22 protein-coding genes and 2 pseudogenes are annotated in these 19549 nt (G+C 61.2%); 11 read left to right on the forward strand and 13 right to left on the reverse strand.

Annotated features, from left to right (window positions below; all coding sequences use genetic code 11):
- Positions 1-238 (forward strand): annotated as a pseudogene (locus tag A3AY_RS40235) (IS4 family transposase); the annotation flags it as partial.
- A 243-nt stretch (positions 239-481) separates the two neighbouring features.
- Here A3AY_RS40235 and pheT read toward each other — a convergent pair.
- From pheT to infC, 5 genes are all read right to left on the reverse strand, one after another.
- Positions 482-2908, reverse strand: a complete 2427-nt coding sequence (gene pheT / locus A3AY_RS0100010) for a phenylalanine--tRNA ligase subunit beta (protein WP_018323610.1) — start codon at positions 2906-2908, stop codon at positions 482-484.
- A gap of 56 nt (positions 2909-2964) precedes the next feature.
- Positions 2965-4050 carry a phenylalanine--tRNA ligase subunit alpha gene (gene pheS, locus A3AY_RS0100015; RefSeq protein ID WP_018323611.1) on the reverse strand — a complete coding sequence of 362 codons (1086 nt, stop codon included), beginning with the start codon at positions 4048-4050 and terminating at the stop codon, positions 2965-2967.
- A gap of 96 nt (positions 4051-4146) precedes the next feature.
- Positions 4147-4551, reverse strand: a complete 405-nt coding sequence (gene rplT, locus A3AY_RS0100020; protein ID WP_018323612.1) for a 50S ribosomal protein L20 — start codon at positions 4549-4551, stop codon at positions 4147-4149.
- Positions 4552-4589: 38 nt separating this feature from the next.
- On the reverse strand, positions 4590-4793 hold the full coding sequence (gene rpmI / locus A3AY_RS0100025) for a 50S ribosomal protein L35 (RefSeq protein ID WP_018323613.1): 204 nt from the start codon (positions 4791-4793) through the stop codon (positions 4590-4592).
- 234 nt (positions 4794-5027) lie between these two features.
- Complete coding sequence (gene infC / locus A3AY_RS0100030; protein ID WP_083925864.1) at positions 5028-5564, reverse strand: translation initiation factor IF-3; 537 nt, start codon at positions 5562-5564, stop codon at positions 5028-5030.
- Between infC and A3AY_RS38820 the strand changes: the two genes are divergently transcribed.
- The 5 genes and pseudogenes from A3AY_RS38820 to A3AY_RS40240 form a co-directional block, all read left to right on the forward strand.
- Positions 5457-5780, forward strand: coding sequence for a hypothetical protein (locus A3AY_RS38820; RefSeq protein WP_154663231.1), 324 nt, complete (start codon positions 5457-5459; stop codon positions 5778-5780). The two genes, infC and A3AY_RS38820, sit on opposite strands and share 108 nt — an antisense overlap.
- Positions 5780-6583, forward strand: coding sequence for an alpha/beta hydrolase (locus A3AY_RS0100035; RefSeq protein ID WP_018323615.1), 804 nt, complete (start codon positions 5780-5782; stop codon positions 6581-6583). The genes A3AY_RS38820 and A3AY_RS0100035 overlap by 1 nt, the downstream gene beginning before the upstream one ends.
- A 229-nt stretch (positions 6584-6812) precedes the next feature.
- Entirely contained in the window at positions 6813-7433 is a 621-nt protein-coding gene (locus A3AY_RS0100040; RefSeq protein ID WP_026202959.1) for a transglutaminase-like cysteine peptidase, read from the forward strand.
- A gap of 127 nt (positions 7434-7560) precedes the next feature.
- Positions 7561-8130, forward strand: coding sequence for a histidine phosphatase family protein (locus A3AY_RS0100045; RefSeq protein ID WP_026202960.1), 570 nt, complete (start codon positions 7561-7563; stop codon positions 8128-8130).
- A gap of 15 nt (positions 8131-8145) precedes the next feature.
- Positions 8146-8262, forward strand: a pseudogene (locus A3AY_RS40240) (transglutaminase-like cysteine peptidase); the annotation flags it as partial.
- A gap of 109 nt (positions 8263-8371) precedes the next feature.
- Here the strand turns inward: A3AY_RS40240 and A3AY_RS0100055 are convergent.
- Positions 8372-8974 (reverse strand): hypothetical protein, encoded by a 603-nt coding sequence (locus tag A3AY_RS0100055; protein WP_018323618.1) that lies wholly within the window; start codon positions 8972-8974, stop codon positions 8372-8374.
- Positions 8975-9096: 122 nt separating this feature from the next.
- Positions 9097-10080, reverse strand: a complete 984-nt coding sequence (gene mbfA, locus A3AY_RS0100060) for an iron exporter MbfA (RefSeq protein WP_018323619.1) — start codon at positions 10078-10080, stop codon at positions 9097-9099.
- A gap of 148 nt (positions 10081-10228) precedes the next feature.
- Here mbfA and A3AY_RS0100065 point away from each other — a divergent pair, with 148 nt between their 5' ends.
- A complete protein-coding gene (locus A3AY_RS0100065; protein ID WP_018323620.1) occupies positions 10229-11056 on the forward strand; it encodes a C40 family peptidase in 828 nt (275 codons plus the stop codon).
- Here the strand turns inward: A3AY_RS0100065 and A3AY_RS0100070 are convergent.
- Positions 11040-12281 carry an SAM-dependent methyltransferase gene (locus A3AY_RS0100070; RefSeq protein WP_018323621.1) on the reverse strand — a complete coding sequence of 414 codons (1242 nt, stop codon included), beginning with the start codon at positions 12279-12281 and terminating at the stop codon, positions 11040-11042. The two genes, A3AY_RS0100065 and A3AY_RS0100070, sit on opposite strands and share 17 nt — an antisense overlap.
- An 83-nt stretch (positions 12282-12364) precedes the next feature.
- The gene (locus A3AY_RS0100075; protein ID WP_112864827.1) at positions 12365-13225 is read right to left on the reverse strand and encodes an EamA family transporter; all 861 of its coding nucleotides are present in this window, start codon (positions 13223-13225) and stop codon (positions 12365-12367) included.
- Between the two features lie 226 nt (positions 13226-13451).
- Here A3AY_RS0100075 and A3AY_RS0100080 point away from each other — a divergent pair, with 226 nt between their 5' ends.
- A complete protein-coding gene (locus A3AY_RS0100080) occupies positions 13452-13703 on the forward strand; it encodes a GlsB/YeaQ/YmgE family stress response membrane protein (RefSeq protein WP_018323623.1) in 252 nt (83 codons plus the stop codon).
- A 19-nt stretch (positions 13704-13722) separates the two neighbouring features.
- The gene (locus A3AY_RS36920; protein ID WP_018323624.1) at positions 13723-14052 is read left to right on the forward strand and encodes a hypothetical protein; all 330 of its coding nucleotides are present in this window, start codon (positions 13723-13725) and stop codon (positions 14050-14052) included.
- 71 nt (positions 14053-14123) lie between these two features.
- Here the strand turns inward: A3AY_RS36920 and efp are convergent, their stop codons facing one another.
- Complete coding sequence (efp, locus tag A3AY_RS0100090) at positions 14124-14693, reverse strand: elongation factor P (RefSeq protein ID WP_018323625.1); 570 nt, start codon at positions 14691-14693, stop codon at positions 14124-14126.
- Positions 14694-14891: 198 nt separating this feature from the next.
- Between efp and epmA the strand changes: the two genes are divergently transcribed.
- A complete protein-coding gene (gene epmA / locus A3AY_RS0100095; RefSeq protein WP_018323626.1) occupies positions 14892-15962 on the forward strand; it encodes an EF-P lysine aminoacylase EpmA in 1071 nt (356 codons plus the stop codon).
- Positions 15959-17017 (forward strand): lysine-2,3-aminomutase-like protein, encoded by a 1059-nt coding sequence (locus tag A3AY_RS0100100; protein ID WP_018323627.1) that lies wholly within the window; start codon positions 15959-15961, stop codon positions 17015-17017. The genes epmA and A3AY_RS0100100 overlap by 4 nt, the downstream gene beginning before the upstream one ends.
- A gap of 45 nt (positions 17018-17062) precedes the next feature.
- Here A3AY_RS0100100 and A3AY_RS0100105 read toward each other — a convergent pair whose 3' ends face one another.
- The 3 genes from A3AY_RS0100105 to A3AY_RS0100115 all read right to left on the reverse strand — a co-directional run bounded on the left by A3AY_RS0100105 (position 17063) and on the right by A3AY_RS0100115 (position 19532).
- Positions 17063-18160: a helix-turn-helix transcriptional regulator gene (locus A3AY_RS0100105; protein WP_018323628.1), complete on the reverse strand. Its 1098-nt coding sequence runs from the start codon at positions 18158-18160 to the stop codon at positions 17063-17065.
- Between the two features lie 186 nt (positions 18161-18346).
- Complete coding sequence (locus A3AY_RS0100110; protein WP_018323629.1) at positions 18347-19012, reverse strand: YiaD family glycine zipper/OmpA-like lipoprotein; 666 nt, start codon at positions 19010-19012, stop codon at positions 18347-18349.
- Positions 19013-19154: 142 nt separating this feature from the next.
- The gene (locus A3AY_RS0100115) at positions 19155-19532 is read right to left on the reverse strand and encodes a hypothetical protein (protein ID WP_018323630.1); all 378 of its coding nucleotides are present in this window, start codon (positions 19530-19532) and stop codon (positions 19155-19157) included.
- Positions 19533-19549 lie beyond the last annotated feature (17 nt).

The following is a 19549-nucleotide window of genomic DNA, read 5'->3' on the forward strand; positions in this document are numbered from 1 at the left end:
TCATTTCCTCGGCACCTCGGAGAACGCCGTGCGCATCCAGGTCTACGTTGCACTGATCGCCTACATTCTGCTGCGCATGGCCCAAGCCTGCCAGACCGCGATTTCCCAANCGCTCGCCTTCACCCGCCTCGTCCGCCTCAACATCATGCACCGCAGACCGATCAACGCGCTCAGGCAAACTCCCCCATCACCGAGATCCGACCCACGACAATTGCCTCTGCCAATCGTGGAAATTTAAACCGGACAGCAGTGGGTCAAGCCCGAGGATGACGAGGAGGTGGAAGATGACCAGAGGTGAAGATGACCAGAGGTGAAGATGACCGGGGTGGAGATGACCGGAGGGATGACCCGGAGGTGGAAGCTGACAGGCGGAAATGACCGGGGAGAGCCCGTACCTGCAAGCCATGGGAGAGGCATGATAAAGCACAGGCTCGCCCGGCCGGGCCGCAAAAGGGAGAAGAACCCCTCTTGCGGCTAAGTTTCAGGCTCGCAGAACCCCGCCCGTGCTCTTCGTCACATTGGCGATGATCTTGCCGGTCAGGGCTTCGAAATCCTCGTCCGTCAGCGTGCGCTCGGCCGGCTGGATGACGACCTCGATCGCTACCGACTTCTTGCCGTCGCCGAGCGAGGCGCCTTCGAACACGTCGAAGACGTTGACGCCGGCGACCAGCTTGCGGTCGGCGCTCGAAGCCGCCTTGAGGATGGCGCCCGCTTCAACGGTCTTGTCGACGACGAAGGCGAAGTCGCGCCTGACGGCCTGGAAGGGCGAGAGCTCCAGCGCCGGCTTGGTGCGGGTGGCCTTCTTCTTCGGCTCGGGCATGGCATCGACATAGACTTCGAAGCCCGCGAGCGCGCCGGAAACGTCGAGCGCTGCCAGCACCTTCGGATGGAACTCGCCGAAGGTGCCGAGCACGATCTTCGGGCCGAGCTTGATCGTGCCGGAACGGCCCGGGTGATACCAGGACGGGCCGCCTGCTTCGAACTGGACATTGCTCATCGGCACGCCACAGGCTTCGAGAACGGCGATCGCGTCGGCCTTGGCGTCGAACACGTCGACCGGCTTGCCGCCACCCTTTGCCGCATTCGACCACGAGCGGCCGGCGCCGGCGAGCGATGCCGTGCCGCGGCGCACGCCGCCGGCAACGCGGCGCTGGCCGGCCGGCGTATCGTTTTCATAGGTGCCGGAAACCTCGAAGATCGCCACGTCGCCGAAGCCCTTGTCGGCATTGCGCTGGGCGGCGGTCAAAAGGCCCGGCAGCAGCGACGGCCGCATGTCGGACATGTCGGCGGCGATCGGGTTAGCCAGCGACAGCGCCGGGGCGCCGCCGCCGAACAGTTCGGCCTGCGCCTTGGAGATGAACGACCAGGTGACCGCCTCCAGCATGCCGCGGGCGGCAAGCGCCCGCTTGGCCTGGCGCGTGCGGATCTGCAGCGTCGTCAGGATCTTGCCGTTGACGGTGCCGAGGCTTTCGATCGGCTGCGGCTTGATGTTGTCAACGCCGTGGATGCGCATGACCTCCTCGACGAGGTCCGCCTTGCCATCGACATCGGGCCGCCAGGACGGAACGGAGACGGAGACATGCTCACCGGAGCCCGTCACAGCGAAACCGAGACCCTCGAGGATCGCGACGCTCTCTTTTGCGCTGACCTCAAGGCCCGTCAGGCGCTTGACCTCGGAAACCGGGAAATCGACGACCTTCGGCGTGTAGCCGGCATAGCCGACCACGTCGGTCTTTGCCGCAACGCCGCCGCAGATGTCGCGAACCAGCTGCGTGGCGCGTTCGAGACCGGGAACCATATATTCCGGATCGACGCCGCGCTCGAAGCGATAGCGCGCATCGCTGATGATACCCAGCGTGCGGCCGGTCTTGGCGATGTTCATCGGGTCCCAGAGCGCTGATTCGATCAACACGTCGGTCGTGTTCTCGTCGCAGCCGGAATGTTCGCCGCCCATGATGCCCCCGATCGATTCGATGCCGTTTTCATCGGCAATGACGACGTTGGCCGGCGACAGCGTATATTCGCGCGTGTCGAGCGCCAGGACCTTCTCGCCCTCCCTGGCGCGGCGAACGGTGAGGTTGCCCGTGACCTTGGCGGCGTCGAAGACGTGCAGCGGCCGGCCCTGGTCGAAGGTCATGTAGTTGGTGACGTCGACCAGCGCATTGATGGGCCTGAGACCGATGGCGATGAGCCGCTGCTGCATCCATTTCGGGCTTGGACCGTTCCTGACGCCCCGCACCAGGCGCAGCGCAAAGCCGGGGCAGAGATGCGTGTCCTCGCCGAGATCGAGCTTCACCTTGGTTGTCGTCTCGCCCTCCACCTTGAAGGAGGGGGCCTTCGGAGCCTTCAGCGTACCTAGGCCGGAGGCGGCCAGATCGCGTGCGATGCCGTGGACGCTGGTGCAGTCCGGACGGTTCGGCGTCAGGTTGATCTCGATCACCGGATCGTCGAGCCCGGCATAGGCTGCGAAGCTCGTCCCGACCGGCGCATCCTCGGCCAGGTCGATGATGCCGTCGTGACTGTCGGAGATCTGCAGCTCCTTTTCCGAGCACATCATGCCGCGGCTCTCGACGCCACGGATATTGCCGACGGACAGCGTCACGTCGATGCCGGGCACGTAGTTGCCGGGTGCGGCAAAGGCGCCGACGAGGCCCGCGCGGGCATTCGGCGCACCGCAGACGACCTGCACGGGCGCGCCGGAACCGGTATCGACCATCAGCACCTTGAGCTTGTCGGCCTGCGGATGCTTTTCGGCCGAAATGACCTTGGCGATGACGAAGGGCTTGAACGCAGCCTTGTCGTCGACATCCTCGACCTCCAGCCCGATCGCCGTCAGGCGCTCGCAGATCTGTTCAAGGGTCGCATCGGTTTCCAGATGCTCTTTCAGCCAGGAGAGGGTGAATTTCATTGCGGTTCTCTTCTCAATTTAGGCTATCGGCACGAGCGCCTTGATGTCGTCGGCTGTTACGCGCTCAAGCCGCCAAACAGCGTCGGCATGTCGAGCGGGCGGAAGCCGTAGTGGCTCATCCAGCGCACGTCGGCGTCGAAGAAGTTGCGCAGGTCCGGCATGCCGTATTTCAGCATGGCGATGCGGTCGAGGCCCATGCCCCAGGCAAAACCCTGGTAGACGTCGGGATCGAGACCGCCGGCGCGCAAGACGTTCGGGTGCACCATGCCGCAGCCGAGGATTTCCATCCAGTCGGTGCCTTCGCCGAACTTGACGATCGGGCCGGAGGAACGGTCGCACTGGATGTCGACCTCGAAGGACGGTTCGGTGAAGGGGAAGAAGGACGGGCGGAAGCGCATCGTCACGTCGTCCACCTCGAAGAAGGCCTTGCAGAATTCTTCGAGAATCCAGCGCATGTTGGCGACGTTCGACTTGGTGTCGACGACGAGACCCTCGACCTGGTGGAACATCGGCGAGTGCGTCGCATCCGAATCCTGCCGGTAGGTCTTGCCCGGAATGATGATGCGGATCGGCGGCTTTTGCGCTTCCATGGTGCGCACCTGCACGGGCGAGGTGTGTGTGCGCAGCACCTTGCGCTCGCCGTTTTCGTCCGGATTGAAGAAGAACGTGTCGTGCATCTCGCGCGCCGGATGGCCTTCGGGGAAGTTCAGCGCGGTGAAGTTATAATAGTCGGTCTCGATGTCGGGACCTTCGGCGATCGAGAAACCCATGTCGGCGAAGATCGCGGTAATTTCGTCGATGATCTGACTGATCGGGTGGATACGGCCGCGCTCGGCCGGGGACGAGCGCACCGGCAGGCTGATATCGACGGTCTCGCGCGCAAGGCGTTCGGCGATCGCCGCGTCCTTCAGCGCCGACTTGCGGGCGGCGATGGCTTCGAAGACGTCGGTCTTCAGCGCGTTGATCGCAGCACCGCGTGTCTGGCGCTCTTCCGGCGACATGGTGCCGAGGGTCTTCAGGAGCTCGGAGATCGAGCCCTTCTTGCCGAGTGCGTTGACACGCACGGCCTCGATGGCCGCCTCGTCACCTGCCCCCGTCACCTCGGTCAGCAGCTTTTCTTTCAGTGCTTGCAGATCGGACATGGTTCATTTCCCGTGATCGGTCAAAGAAAAACCCGCGCCAGCCGTACCAGCGCGGGTTTCCCAATTAAAATAGCAAGGGCTTGGGAAGCGCTGGTCTTAACGAACCGCGCTTTCAAACTCGTTGGTGGTGCCTGCGTCCTTGAGGTATTCAAGCGCCTTCTTGGCGGCGGCGACGAGCGCGCCGAATGCTTCCGTCTCATGGATTGCCATGTCGGACAGAACCTTGCGGTCGACTTCGATGCCAGCCCTGGAGAGGCCGTCGATGAAGCGGCCATAGGTCAGGCCATGCTCGCGGACGGCAGCGTTGATGCGCTGGATCCACAGAGCGCGGAAGTTGCGCTTGTTGACCTTGCGGTCGCGGTAAGCGTACTGCTTCGAACGGTCCACGGCTGCCTTGGCGGCGCGGATGGTGTTCTTGCGGCGGCCGTAGAAGCCCTTGGCTGCCTTGAGTGTCTTCTTGTGCTTGGCGTGAGCTGCTACGCCGCGTTTTACACGTGCCATGTCATGATCTCCTTAAAAATCCAAAAGTGCCAGACGTCTTAGAGACCGTTGGGCAGGTAGTTCTTGATGACCTTCTTGCCATCAGGCTCTGCAAGCACCATGGTGCCACGCGCATCGCGAATGAACTTGTTGGACCGCTTGATCATGCCATGACGCTTGCCTGCGGCAGCTGCCATGACCTTGCCGGTTGCGGTGATCTTGAACCGCTTCTTGGCAGAGGATTTCGTCTTCATCTTGGGCATTTTGCTACTCCATTTTTCTTGATTTCGAGATCGACTGACGAGGTCGTCTCCAGCGTAAAGAACGGCCACGGCATGCCCTGCCGGACCGTTCGGACGGGGGCTTGTAACCGAAGCGCCCCCAAAGTGCAATGGCATTGAGGAAAACGCGCCGATATTTCCGCATTGCCGGCGTCGGATATGAAAAAGCCGCCTGTTCGGCGGCTTTCATCAGGATCAAGCCTGAAAACGCGGCGCTTACTTCGGCGCCAGCACCATCATCATCTGACGGCCTTCGAGCTTGGGCTCGGCTTCGACCTTGGCGATCGCAGTGGTGTCTTCCTTGACCTGGAGCAGGAGCTTCAAGCCAAGTTCCTGGTGCGCCATTTCGCGGCCGCGGAACTTCAGGGTCACCTTGACCTTGTCGCCTTCTTCGAAGAAGCGGTTCATCGCTCTCATCTTCACGTCGTAATCGTGCGTGTCGATGTTCGGACGCATCTTGATCTCCTTGATCTCGATGATCTTCTGCTTCTTGCGCGCCTCGGCCGCCTTTTTCTGCGTTGCGTATTTCAGCTTGCCCAGATCAAGGATCTTGCACACCGGCGGTTCAGCGTTCGGTGAAATCTCCACCAGGTCAAGGCCGGCCTCCTCTGCCATGCGCAATGCCTGATCTGTGGGGATGCTGCCGTGGTTGACACCTTCGGCGTCGATGAGCTGAACCCGGGGAACCCGGATTTCCTTGTTAGAGCGGGGCCCGTCTTTTGTCGGGGCGTCCGTTTTGAACGGTCTGCGAATGGTCGTACTCTCCTCGAGCTGTTAAATGGAATGCATGACGGTAGCGCGATTTCCCGGCAAAATGCCGTTCAACTGCCGATGGACCGTCATGTGGAAATTGCTGCCGGAAAGTCAATACCACAGCTTTTTGCAGAAATCACCACCTGTCAGGCATTCGGCGAATCTGTTTTAGAAAGAAAAACAGCGAGAAACGCTCAAAAAAAGGAAAAGACGTGATGTCATTGCCAAACGCAGACGCTGAGCCTGACTATCTCGATGTCGGCAGCGGCGTGGATAAGCGCCGGATTGCCATGCGCATTCTGCCCGCGGCAAGGGGCAAATCGCTGCCGGCACTCGTCTGGCTCGGCGGATACCGGTCTGACATGGCCGGCACCAAGGCAGTCGAGCTCGAACGGCACGCCGAAAAGACCGGCGCCGCCTGCATCCGCTTCGACTATTCCGGCCACGGCGTCTCCGGCGGCACGTTTGCGGACGGAACGCTTTCGCGGTGGCTGGAAGAAAGCCTTGCGGTACTGGATCACGTCAATCCCAAGCGAATGGTGTTGATCGGCTCGTCGATGGGCGGCTGGATCGCGCTTCGGTTGATCGCCGAACTGCGCGCCCGCGGGCAGGGTGGTCGCATCGCCGGCCTCGTGCTGATCGCGCCGGCGCCGGATTTCACCAGCGAACTCATCGAGCCGAACCTGACGGATGCCGAGCGTGCATCCCTTGCCGAACGCGGCTATTTCGAGGAGCCGACGCCCTACGGCCCGGACCCGAACATCTACACCGCAAGGCTGATCGAGGACGGACGCGACAACCGCGTGCTGCACGGCATCATCGAGACCGGTTGCCCGGTGCATATCCTGCAGGGCATGCGCGATCCGGACGTGCCGTATGGCCATGCGTTGAAGCTGATGGAACACCTGCCGTCCGACGATGTCGTGATGACATTGATCCGCGACGGCGATCACCGCCTGTCGCGGCCAGAGGACGTCGAGCGCATGCTGGCCGCCGTCGACGGCATGATAACTGCTTGAAAACGTGCGGTAATTCAGCTGCGATGCCGGTTTGCCGCGCATTTTAACCATATCCAGCAATCCCCAATTCTGCAGATTGACTTCGTTTCGGGCGCACTGTTAACTCTTTGTTAACGATTAGAGCAGCTCGCGATGGGGATCGATTGCGAAAGCTGGCGTCAGATTTTCAGCTTTTCGCGGGGATTCTTCGGAACTGTTTCAGGAGAAAACCGCGCCACAGGGGACGTGTATGGCGCAGTTGACTGGGGTTAGGAAAATGGTCGTGGCAATCGCGGCTGTTTTCGCATCGGCAGGCGCGGCAATTCCGGCGCCATCGGCAACAGCCCTCTCGATGCAGACGGGCGCCATCACCTCCCAGCCGATCGGCCATTACGAGTTCTGCCAGTCCCATCGTCTAGACTGCGATATCAAGTCCAAGCCCTCGACCGCGCCGCGCGTCACCGATTTCGGCTGGTCGGTCATCCGCGAGGTCAATCTCACCGTCAATCGCGAAATCACCCCCGTGACCGACATGGACCTCTACGGCAAGGACGAGGTCTGGGCCAATCCGACGACGGCGGGCGATTGCGAGGACTTCGTGCTGTTGAAGCGAAAGCGCCTGATGGAGAAGGGCTTTTCGCCGTCCGATCTGCTGATCACCGTCGTCCGCAAGCCGGACGGCGAGGGCCACGCGGTTCTGACCGTGCGCACGGCCCAGGGCGATTTCATCCTCGACAATCTCGAAAACGAGGTAAAACTCTGGACGAAGACACCCTACCGCTTTTTGAAGCGTCAGGCCTCCTTCAATACCGGCCGCTGGGTTACCATCGAAAACGGCGCGGAAGTGCTGGTCGGCTCGGTCGGGAACTAAGATTCAGAATTCAGAGATTTAAAGGGGCTCCAAAGGTCTGGCCGTCAGCCGCTGCGGGCGCGCAGGTTGGCGCAGTATCCATTGGCCGTAAACTCTGTGACCTCATCGAAATTGCGGACGCCAAGAGATGATTTATTTGCTCCGCCACGGAGAAACGGCTTGGAATATTGCGGGTCGATTTCAGGGTCGGAAGGACTCTCCGCTCACGCAGCGTGGAATTGAGCAAACCGATCAAGTCGGCAAACGATTGGCGCGCGAAATCCACGGCCGCGAGAAAACATTCGAAATCCAGGTATCTCCGCTCGGCCGGGCATTGGAAACAGCGGCGCGCATCACGCGGTCAATCCCGCTGCCAACCAAGGAGGAGCCCCGCTTGATGGAAGTGACGGTGGGCGCATGGGACGGCATGACCCACTTTGAAATCGACATGGAATATCCTGAGGCTCTGGTCGGCGCGAATCCTTTTGATTGGTTTTTTCGATCCCCGGATGGCGAGACATTCGACGATGTGTGCCTTCGTGTAACGGAGTGGCTATTGGACATATCCGGCCCCACAATTGCCATTTCGCATGGGCTGACCGGCCGGATAATACGAGGCATCTATCTCGGCCTGTCTCGACGCGAAATGCTGGAACTGCCCGTCCCGCAGGACGGATTTTATCGGCTCGATCGCGGGGTAGCGGATTTCATTGAATAATCACGGGCGGTTTAGCGCCTCCGGACGAAGACATCCAAGCGCTTTTTGAAGCGTCGGGCCTCCTTCGACACCGGCCGCTGGGTTACCATCGAAAACGGCGCGGAAGTGCTGGTTGGCTCGGTCGGGAACTGATCACTGGTTTAATACAAAGACACCCATCACCCCCTGAAGAACCTTTGCAAGACCTGAAAATTTAAGAGGGTCGGTTCGCCGCGAAACTTGAGCACCGCGGCTCTTGGTCTTACTGGCCGGTTCTGTAGTAGACGGTCTCAAGCGGCTGCGACGGCGTTTTCTCAGCGGACGTGTTTGTCCATGCAACAGGAAAGGCTCCAAAACGGAGTTGATTTCCCTCTACCCATGCACTGTCATACAGATGCGTTCCTACAGCAGCGAAAGTGAAAAGGCCGCAGGTTTTCCCCGCGACCGACACAGGTACATTCCCCTGCCACCCAGTCATGCCGCAACCAGCCCCATCGGCGGTTTCTTTGTTGTAGTGATCGACAACAGCTTTGATGTTGGGTGTGGTCGTGAGGGTGCGAACAACATGCTCAATATGGATTTTCCCGCCCTCGTCTCGATCATGGATGAGCGATCCAGTAAAATTCACCTGAACTGTGGGTGTTTGGCACTGGCTTGTCGCATAAATCTGCGATGTGGCCTTGATCACATTGTCTGAAACGGTGACACGGGTCATGTATCCATGCCTGCCGTTTTTCCCTATGGGCAAGCAATCAGTCGTCCATTCGCCTCTGATACCCTTGTTCCCATCTTGAGCAACGGAAAGGCTCGGAAAGATCGATGCAATCAGTATTGAAGTTAAAGCCAGTAGACGAGCAAAGGACATAAAATTTCTCCTTGGGGTTGAACGTTATGCACCAAGGAATATTGACTTATTTGTGAAACGCATTGCTGCGGGCTGCCGCACCATCGTGGCTTGCCCAGAGTTTTTTGTTGCTGCCCTTGCCATCACGCATTCCCGATCAGCACCCCCGCCGCCAGCACCAGGCTGCCGCCGATCACCACCTGGACGGCGGCGCGCAGGAAGGGGGTTTCCATATATTTGTTCTGGATGAAGGCGATCGCCCAGAGTTCGACGAAGACGACGATCCCGGCGATGATCGTCGCCGTCCAGAAATGCGGGATGAGATAGGGCAGCGCGTGCCCAAGCCCGCCGAGCGCCGTCATGATGCCACAGGAAAGGCCGCGCTTGAGCGGCGAGCCGCGCCCCGAAAGCTTGCCGTCGTCATGCGCCGCCTCGGTGAAGCCCATCGATATGCCGGCGCCGACGGAGGCCGAAAGGCCGACCAGGAAGGTCTGCCAGGTGTCCTGCGTGGCAAAGGCGGCGGCGAAGATCGGCGCCAGCGTCGAAACCGAGCCGTCCATCAACCCGGCAAGACCCGGCTGCACATAGGTGAGCAGGAACTGGCGATACGCCGTGTCGTCCTCCTTCCTGCGAACGCCTTCCGGCACATGCTTGTCGGTCAGCATGCGCGCCACGTCCTCATGGCCCTGTTCGGCCAGCGCCAGTTCGCCCAGCAATTGCCGTGTCGCGGCGTCCGAGGTGTTCTTTGCGGCCTCCACGTAGAAATTATAGGCCTGCGTCTCCATCGCCTCCGCCTCGCGGCGCATGGCGTCGAGCGTCAGGTTCTGGCGCAGCCAGTCCGGCCGGCGCGTCAGGAAGCCGTTGACATGTTCGCGCCGGATCAGCGGTATGCGCTCGCCGAAGCGGCGGCGATGCATGTCGATCAGCATGTTCTTGTGGGTGTTTTCCACCTCGGCCATGTCCTCGAAAATCCTGGCCGAATCCGGGTACCTGTCCTTCAGGATCTGCGCATAGGCCTGGTAGATGCGGCCGTCGTCCTCTTCGGAGGATATGGCGAGCGCCAGAACCTCCTGTTCGGAAAGCGATGACAGGCTGCGTTTAGAGCCGGAAAAAAGACGTGAAAACATGATGCGAAATGCCTAGTTTAGAATTATTCTAAAAATAGTCAGGCCTCACGAAAAGGTCAAGGCGAAACGGCCGCGTGAGACTCGACAGCGAGCGCGATAACTTCATACATAGTCAGAGGATGAACGCTTTCCCGAAAGCTCGGACCGCATGAACCCGCTCCTGTCCAGCAAGGATACGCTTCTCGATCGCCTCGGCATGGCGATGGCTGAAAGGCTGACGACGAAGACGTCGGGCTATGAGCCCTATACGCCGTCTGACCCGGAGACGCTCGCCCGCACGCTGCGGCCCGGTGACATTCTGCTGATCGAGGGCAATCAGAAAATCTCGGCGGCGATCAAGTATCTGACCCAGTCGACCTGGTCGCACGCCGCCTTCTTCGCCGGCGACGAAATCCCGCTGACGCTGGACGAGGCAACGCTGCCGGTGATCGATCGGCCGCAACTGATCGAGGTCAACCTCGGCCAAGGATGCGTCGCGGTGCCGCTTCGGAAATACTCCACCTACAACACCCGCATCTGCCGGCCGATCGGGTTGACGCCGGAGGACCGGGATACGGTGCTGTCCTTCATGATCTCGCGGCTCGGCATGAAATACGACATGAAGAACATTCTGGACATGCTCAGGTATTTCATGCCGGCACCGCCGGTACCGGTGCGCTGGCGCCGCCGGATGCTGGCCTTCGGATCCGGCGATCCGACGCGCGCCATCTGCTCGACGCTGATTGCGCAGGCCTTCGAGCAGATCCGCTACCCGATCCTGCCGGAGATTACCCGCGCGCCAGGACGGGCCTCGGCGACGTCGCAATATTCGCGCTCCGAAATCCTGCATATCCGTCATCATTCGCTCTATACGCCGCGCGATTTCGACCTTTCACCCTATTTCACGATCGTCAAGCCGACGCTCGAATACGGCTTCGACTACAAAAGATTGCAGTGGGAGAGCAAGGATGGCGAACCCCTCATAGAGAAATATTGAGCGTCTTCTCCCGCACGATATAGGCCTTCTGCCGGTCGGTGATGTAGTCGCGCACGATCGGTGCTGCATCGCGCGAGCGTGACAGCTGCATGTGGAAGACCAGCTGGCTGCCGGTGCGGAACATCATTTCGGCGCTGATCAGATAGAATTCCCACATGCGGGCGAACCGCTCGTCATACATCTCGATGACCTTGTCGCGGTTCTTCTCGAACCGCTCGCCCCAATGCTTGAGCGTCGTCGCATAGTGGATGCGCAGGAATTCCAGATCCGTCACCCACAGGCTGTTCTTCTCCACCACCTCGAACACCTCGGAAAGAGCGGGAGAATAGGCACCGGGGAAGATATATTTGCGCAGCCAGGCGCTTGCCATGCCGGGCGGGCTCATATGGCCGATGGAATGCAGCACCGCGACGCCATCATCCGGCATCAGCGCATTCAGCTTCTTGAAGAACTCGTCATAGTGATGCACGCCGACATGTTCGAACATGCCGACGGAAACGATGCGGTCGAAGGGCTCGTTGACGTCGCGGTAGTCGCGCAGCTCGAAGCGCACCCGTCCGTCGAGCCCGGCATCCTTGGCGCGCTGCGTCGCCAGCGCCTGCTGCTCCTTCGACAGTGTCACGCCAAGCACCTCGACGTCCTCGAGCTGGGCGAGATAGAGCGCCAGGTCCCCCCAGCCGCAGCCGATGTCGAGCACCTTCATGCCGGGGCGAAGGCAGAGCTTGGCGGCAAGCAGCCGCAGCTTGTTGCGCTGGGCCTCTTCCAGCGTCTCCTGCGGTTCGCGGAAATAGGCGCAGGAATAGAGCATGTGCTCGTCGAGGAAGAGCTTGTAGAACTCGTTGCCGAGATCGTAGTGATGGGCGACGTTGCGCTGCGCCTCGCCCTTGACGTTGGATTGCTGGCGCTTGCGAAAGCGCATCTTGATGGCCCGCAACGCCTTCTGGATCGGGTAGGAGCCGAGCGCCAGCCGGTTGATCGAAAACAGCGTCAGGAAATCACGCAGGCTCGAGCCATCCTCGAAGCGCAGCGTCCCCTCCATATAGGCCTCGCCGGCGGCAAGTTCGGAGTTGAACACAAGGGTGCGGTAAAGTTTCGGATCCGTCAGCCGCATGGTTACTTCGGGACCGGGCTCGCCCGAAAAGACATGCGGCTGTCCGTTTGCGTCGATGACCGTCAGCTTGCCCTTGCGAATGAAGGCTTTCATCATATGCGACAGTGGAAACATGCACACCTCGGTGGATAAAGCAGCTCGGTACGCGCCACTCTATCACCGGGTTTGCAAAATGCGCGGCCGAAATTCGCAAATATTCAACGACCTGTTGCGGTCGCTCCGGCACTTGCGGCAACGACGAGAACAGTGCCGGCGATCTGCAGCGCCGTCATCGGCTGGCTGAGCACAACAAAGCCCGCAAGGGCGCCGATCGCCGGTTCCAGGCTCATCAGGATGCCGAAGGACGAGGTGCTCATCCGCCGCAGGGCTATCATTTCCAGCGCATAAGGGATCAGCGGCACAAGGAGGGCGAGACCCGCAACAGCAACGACGCCCTCGACCGTGATGCGCGAGACTTCCAGAAGCCCGAACGGCGTCGCGACGATGGCGGCCACGATCAGCGACATGGAAAGACCCTGCAGGCCCTCGAACGCATTCCCCGCCTTCTTCATCAGGATGATGTAGAGCCCCCAGCCGGTGGCGGCGCCAAAGGCAAAGAGTATGCCTGTGAGATTGCCGACCCAGCCATGCCCGTCATGGGCGAGGAAAAGCACGCCGGCGCCGGCGATCAGCGGCCAGACGAGCCGCCAGCCGAGGCCGAAGGCAAAGGTTGCGACGGCCAGCGGTCCGAGAAAATCAATCGCGACGGCAAGGCCGAGCGGGATGCGCTCGATCGCCGCGAAGAAACACAGCGTCATCCCCGCCATGGATGCGCCGAGCAGTCCGGCGGTCTGCCACTGTGCCCGCGAATAGCGCAGGACCGGCGGCCGCACGACGATGGCCAGCAGAGCCGCGGCCCAGATCAACCGCAGCCAGGTGGTGCCGAACGGGCCATAGGCGGCGATTGCCGATGCCGAAAACGCCGAGCCGAACTGCACGCTCGACATCGACAGAAGGCACAAGACGCCGCCGGTCAGCGCGGCGCTCGTCCCCGTCGTCAAGGGTGCCGCCACCGGCATCGCCGTGTCGTTTCCATAGGCCGGTGTGGCCGTCCGCTGATCCAAGTCCTTGTCCTCCAGGTTGCCGCCGATTGTTGGCATCGGCTCTACTGGAGGCAGGCGCAACCGGCAAATTCATATTTGTGGACCTTAGCTTCACGGCATTTGATGCTCGCCACTGACGACGGGAACATAATCGCTGCAGGATCGTTATCGTCGCACTGCAACTTCAAGCGAGGGAACCCACATGGATGTCAATGGTGTAGGATGGATCGCGGCCATCATCATCGGCGGTCTTGCCGGATGGCTTGCAGAACAGTTCATGAAGTCCGAAATGGGCATGTTCTTCAACATCATTCTGGGCATTATCGGCGCCGTCGTGCTCAACGCCATTCTGGCGTTTGCGGGAGTAGGTTTCACCGGCTGGCTCGCCTATCTGCTTATCGGCTTCATCGGCGCCTGCCTGCTGATCGCCGCCGGACGCGCCGTGCGGAGGTAGGCCATCGAGGAGAACGACAATGCTGACATTCGCAGCCGAGGGCAGCGGCCAGGGCAAGCTGGAAATCAACGGCCATTCCGAGCCGGTTTCCTACGAGTTGATCGTGGCGCGCGAGGAAGATGAGAGCAGCCAAGTGCGGATTCGCTTGAATGCCCCGCGCGACTGGCTGCTGAAGCAGGGTTTCACCGGCGATGCGGTTCTGGTGCGCAGCAACGGTTCGCGCATCGCGGTGCGGCGTGACGGCGTTCTTGATGCTCATTGCAGCGTGTGCGTCACGCTCGAAGGCTATGACGACACGCTGAGCGACCTCGGCGAAGTTTCCGAGGCCTATCCGGAATTGAAACACTGAAAGCTTGCGGCGGAAACGGAAACGGGCGCGGTACGAGGCCGCGCCCGTTTCCATGGCTGCCGTAAAAAGGCTCAGTCCTTGGCGCGCTCGACGTAGGACGCGTCTTCCGTCAGGATGACGACGCGGGTGCCGACGCCGATATGCGGCGGGACCATGGTGCGAACGCCATTCGACAGGATCGCCGGCTTGTAGGACGAGGATGCCGTCTGGCCCTTGACGACCGGCTCGGTCTCGACGATTTCGAGCGTCATGCGGGTCGGAAGCTCGATTGCCAGGGCAACGCCTTCGAACATCTTCAGCTGTACGACCATGCCTTCCTGCAGGTAGGCCTTGTCGTCGCCGATGACGTCGGGCGTAACGGCAACCTGATCGTAGGTTTCCGGGTTCATGAAGTGGAAGCCTTCGCCGTCTTCATAGAGGAACGTGTGCTCGCGGTCTTCGACGAAGGCGCGCTCCACCTGCTCGGTCGTACGCCAGCGCTCGGAAACCTTCACGCCATCGGAGATACGGCGCATGTCGACCTGGGTGACCGGCGTTCCCTTGCCGGGATGAAAGTTCTGAGCGGTCAGAACGGCGTAAAGCTTGCCGTCCACTTCGAGAACATTGCCCTTGCGGACTGAAGAGGCGATTACCTTGACCATAAGTCTTCCTTGTAACTGAGCTTGATGCGTCGTAGAGGAGCGCACGAAACATGCGCGTCAAAGACGCCAGAATGCGTTTTCGGGCCGCACCTATCCTATATTTGTGCAAATTGCCAGTGCGACGGCAGGGGCCGCCCGAAGAAACCGCCGAATTGCGCGAAACATCGACTGCTCGAGAAATCTGGATACAGGAACTTCATGCCCGCTGCCTCCCCCTGGTGGACGCCCGATGTCCATGCCGATCGCCGAGGTTTCCTCCTCGGCCGCAACCGGATTCAGGCTGCCCTGCGCGCCTACTTCGCAGCCCGGGATTTCATCGAAGTGGATACCGCGACGCTGCAGGTGTCGCCTGGCAACGAGGCGCATCTGCATGCCTTTGCAACGCAGGCCGTCAATCACGATGGCAGCCGGGTGCCGCTCTATCTGCACACCTCGCCGGAATTCGCCTGCAAGAAACTTTTGGCCGCCGGCGAGCAGCGCATCGCCTGTTTCGCCCATGTCTATCGCAATCGCGAGCGCGGGCCGCTGCATCATCCGGAATTCACCATGCTCGAATGGTACCGGGCCGGCGAAACCTACGAGGTGCTGATGCGCGATTGCGCCGATATCCTTGGGCTTGCCGCCGAGACCGTGCAGGCGAAGCAGTTGACGTATCGCGGCGCCAAGGCCGATCCTTATCTGGAACCGGAGCGGATCACCGTCGCCGAAGCCTTCGAGCGTTTCGCCGGCATCGATCTCATCGCCTCGATCGATCGCAGTGGTGAAACCGACCGGGAGCGTTTGGCGGAAAGTCTCCGGAGCGCCGGTCTGCGCGTCGCGCAGGACGATACCTGGGCGGATCTCTTCAGCCGGGTGATCGTCGACAAGGTCGAGCCCAATCTCGGTTTCGGTCGCGCGACGATCCTCTACGAGTATCCCGTCGCCGAAGCCGCCCTTGCGCGGCCAACGCCGCATGACGCGCGCGTGGCGGAACGGTTTGAGCTCTACGCCTGCGGCGTCGAGCTCGCCAATGCCTTCGGTGAATTGACGGATGCCGCCGAGCAGCGCCGCCGCTTCACGATGGAGATGGCCGAGAAGAGCCGTGTCTACGGCGAAACCTATCCGCTGGACGAGGATTTCCTTGACGCGCTCGACATCATGCCGGAGGCAAGCGGCAGCGCGCTCGGATTCGACCGGCTGGTGATGCTGGCGACAGGGGCGACGCGGATCGATCAGGTCATCTGGGCGCCGGTGGCCGAAACCAGCGAGCGAAGAGGAGGCCGGGCGTGACCGCCAGCCGCGCTTTGAAAACGATCGATGATCTCGAAGAGGCGGGCCTGATCGCCGGCACGCGGAACGCGCAGCTGTCTGACGTCGCCGCCCGCTACGCAATCGCCGTGACGCCCGCCATGGCGGCGCTGATCGACCCGGGCGACCCGAACGATCCGATCGCCCGCCAGTTCATTCCCGACGCGGCCGAGCTTGTCCGCCTGCCGCAAGAGCGCGCCGATCCGATCGGCGACACAGCGCACAGTCCCGTCGAGGGTATCGTTCATCGCTACCCGGACCGCGTGCTCTTGAAGGCCGTGCATGTCTGCCCGGTCTATTGCCGCTTCTGTTTCCGCCGCGAAATGGTCGGGCCGCAGGGGCTCGGCACACTTGCCTCGCAGGCGATGGACAGAGCCTTCGCCTATATCGCCGATCATCCGGAAATCTGGGAGGTGATCCTCACCGGCGGCGATCCGCTGGTGCTGTCGCCGCGCCGGCTGGCCTCGGTCATGGAACGGCTGGCAGCGATCGATCACGTGAAGATCGTCCGCTTCCACACCCGCGTGCCGGTCGCCGAGCCGGAGCGCGTCGATGCGGCGATGATCGCCGCCCTGAAAGCAAGCGGCAAGACCACCTATCTTGCGTTGCATGCCAACCACCCGCGCGAACTGACGATGGATGCCCGTGCCGCCTGCGGCCGGCTGGTCGATGCCGGCATCGTCATGGTCAGCCAGTCGGTGCTGCTGAAGGGCGTCAATGACGATCCCGACACGCTCGCCGCGCTGATGCGGGCCTTCGTCGAAAACCGGATCAAGCCCTATTATCTGCACCATCCCGATCTCGCGCCCGGCACCAGCCATTTCCGCCTGACGATCGAGGAGGGGCAGGCCCTGGTCGCATCGCTGCGCGGCCGCGTCTCCGGGCTCTGCCAGCCGGCCTATGTCCTCGATATTCCCGGCGGCCACGGCAAGACGGTCATCAGTGCCTCGACGATCGCGGACAATGGCGGCGGTTGCTATACTGTCGCGGATTTCCATGGCGAGACGCACGCCTATCCGCCTCTCGTGACGGACTAAGCAGGTTTGGGGAAAGTATCGCACGGTTTGCCAACTAAAACCTGCTTAGAGGCGAATTTTACCGAACAGGGCGCTCAGCTCGGATTGCCGGCTGGTTCCGGTTTTCTGGAATATCGCGCGGATGTGGCTTCTGACCGTTTCGTAGCCGGTCGCATGCCGGGCGGCGATATCGACGGCGCTCAACCCGCTGGCGACGAGAAGCGATATCCTGGCCTCGGCGGGCGTCAGGTCGAACAGCGCCATCAGCGTTTCCGGCTTCAGCCGAATGTCCTCGTCCGGATCCTCGATCAGCGCGACGGCACAGGAATGGGAAAACACGTCGGCCAGATTGGCGCCGAACCGTTCGAAACGAACGATCAGCGGCCGTTTTCCGGGACGTGAGAGACGCACCGCAGACAGGCTTTCCGCGGCGTGTCCGTTTGCCTGGATCGCGATCTTGAGTTCGCGGTTGAAACGGGCGGTTTCGCTCGCAAAGCAGGTTCGCACCACGCCTCTCGAAATGCGCAATCCTCTTGTAAACAGGGCGTCCGCTTTCCGATTGGTCAGCGTGACGAGGCCTTTGCGGTTGAAGAAGATACAGGCGATGTTGGATGTCTCGAAAGCGGCCGCCATGCCCATCACCTTGCTGGCGTCGATATGCTTGGCGATCTGCATCGCTGTGAGCAGCCGGGATCGAATGGCGTGGAAATGCGGCGTATCTTCCGGAGGCGGAGACGCTTCCGTTGCCTTGTTTTGCAGGACGAAATAGAGCTCGTCCGTGCCTGAGGAGATATTCATGAGCACGGAATCGCCGATTCCGTATTTTCTCAGGAATTGATAGTATTCGTGCTGATCGAACTGCTGCCTGGAGATGAAGTTCCCTTCCAGGACGACGCCCGACTGGTGAAGTTGCGGCAGCAGCTGGGCGCGAAAATCCCGCGTGTTCCATTCTTCCCGCATATAGCCGTCGAGTAGATCGCCGAGACTTTCGGTGCATAACGCCGCGCCAAAGGCGCCGCGACCGGTCGGTTCCATGATATTGGCGCCTACTGCGCCCGTCGCATTGCTGATGGCCTCCACGGTGTGCAGCCAGCGCGACGGCTCGAAAACCGCCGCCTGGACGTGATCGAGGGCCTGTGCGAGTGCTCCGGCGTTAACGCGCATTTGTATCTGCTCACGTTCGCAATAACCAAGTTTAAGTTTGGACTGCCCCGTGCGTCAATGGTTAAGGATGGGCTTTCTCTCGCACTCGCGAGCCAATTTTGGTGCAGTGCACCGCCGCCCGACGGCCAACACAAAAAAGCCGGCCACCGCGCGGTGACCGGCTGATTTGCAATTCAAAAAGCCGGATCAGCTTTCCTTGATCGGCGCGATCGCGATTTCGACGCGGCGGTTCTGCGCCCGCCCGGCTTCGCTCGCATTCGAGGCGACCGGACGGTCAGGGCCATAGCCCACGGCCGACATGCGGCGCTGGTCGACGCCGCGCGAGCCGAGATAGTTGGCGACCGAAACCGCGCGGCGCTCGGAAAGGCCCTGGTTGTGGCTGGCGCTGCCGGTCGAATCGGTATGGCCGTCCACGTCGATCAGCGTCTTGTTGAACTTGCGCAAGACGATCGCCACCGAGTCCAGCGTCGAATAGAAGCCGGGGTTCACCTGGTCCTGGTCGGTCGCAAAGGTGATGTTCGAGGGCATGTTGAGGATGATGCGGTCGCCGGCGCGGGTCACGGAAACGCCGGTGCCCTGCAACTGGGCGCGCAGTTCGGATTCCTGGCTGTCCATGTAGTTGCCGATCAGGCCGCCGCCGAGCGCGCCGATACCGGCGCCGACAAGGGCCGCGTCACGGCGGCCGGCCGCACTTCCGCCGACCAGAAGGCCGGTCGCGGCGCCGAGGCCCGCGCCGATCAGCGCGCCGCCGGCGGTGTTCGACATCTTTTGCTGGCCCGTATACGGATCGGTGGTGGTGCAACCGGAAAGATAGACGGCGGCGATGGCCAGTACGGCAAATTTCTTGATCATGGAATCAGCGGTCCCCAATGGTGTTGTCTGTTTCATACTACTGATTGCGGCAGGAAGATGAAGAGCAAGGGTTCATTTAGGGATGAAATCCGTTGGGTAAGGCGCGGGAAGGCCGCTGACAGCGCTCCCGCGTCCTTGGTCGCTATTCCGTCAGGTTGATCTCTTCCGTGCTGTCGCCCTGGCACGTGTAGCAGCAATCGGTGCAGGTCTCGGCATTTTCAGGCCCGGTTCCCCAATAGGTCGTCTTGTCGCCGGAAACCCATGCGCCGTAGCAGATCTTCTCGCCTTCGTCGCAAGAGAGCGGAATCTGCTTGGTTTCGCCGTCGTCCAGCAGATAGACCTGATTGTTGCCCGGCCAGACATGATCGCGGTCCTGGCTGTAAAGCTCGACTTCGACGGCGTTCGGATGGCTGTTCATCATCTGGAAGGTTACGTCGGCGGCAGAGGCGGCGCTGACGCCGCCCAAAAGCACGACTATGGAAAGCGCGGCAAGACCCGCGCGTTGACGAATGGTTTTCATGAATCCCCTCTGAATTA

Source organism: Rhizobium giardinii bv. giardinii H152 (assembly GCF_000379605.1).
Lineage (GTDB): Bacteria > Pseudomonadota > Alphaproteobacteria > Rhizobiales > Rhizobiaceae > Pararhizobium > Pararhizobium giardinii.